Here is a 537-nt window from a genome sequence, read left to right as displayed (position 1 = left end):
AAGGAGAATCAGAACATGAACTACACTCATTTTAGCATAATCGAACGTAGTCAGCTAGAAATCTTGCATCGTTTGGAATGGACCAACCGAGAGATTGGTAAAAAGCTTGGAAGACACCACTCCGCTATAGCAAGGGAAAAGAAGCGCGGAAGCAAGGACGGAACCTACATAGCAGAAGTTGCACAGGCTGCTTATAAGGTACGTCGAGCATCTTGCAAGCCAAAGGGTCGGTTTACGCCTGAGTTAGCAAGCGAACTCGAAGAGAACCTGCAGCAGACTTGGTCACCCGAGCAGATTACCGAGCATAGGAGAGTGAACGGGAAATCGTTCGTATGTTTCAAGACCATCTACCGTTGGCTCTATGCTGGGCGCCTTATTGCAGGCGAAGTGAAAGTGCTGAGACATAAGGGTAAACGGCGTAAGCCCATGGAGACACGCGGACGCTTTCTCGTAGGAAAACCCATTAGCCAGCGTCCTAAAGAGGTGCGGAAACGAGAGTCTTTTGGACACTGGGAATTGGATACAGTCGTATCCAGC

1 protein-coding gene is annotated in these 537 nt (G+C 49.2%); it reads left to right on the top strand.

The window, feature by feature from the left end:
- Positions 1-15: 15 nt before the first annotated feature.
- Positions 16-537 (top strand): IS30 family transposase (locus L1028_RS31110; RefSeq protein ID WP_234541969.1); only part of this gene is annotated, 522 nt, incomplete at its 3' end.

This window comes from Paenibacillus pseudetheri (assembly GCF_924513355.1).
GTDB lineage: Bacteria > Bacillota > Bacilli > Paenibacillales > Paenibacillaceae > Paenibacillus_AQ > Paenibacillus_AQ pseudetheri.
This window is presented reverse-complemented; position numbering and strand designations above follow the sequence as displayed.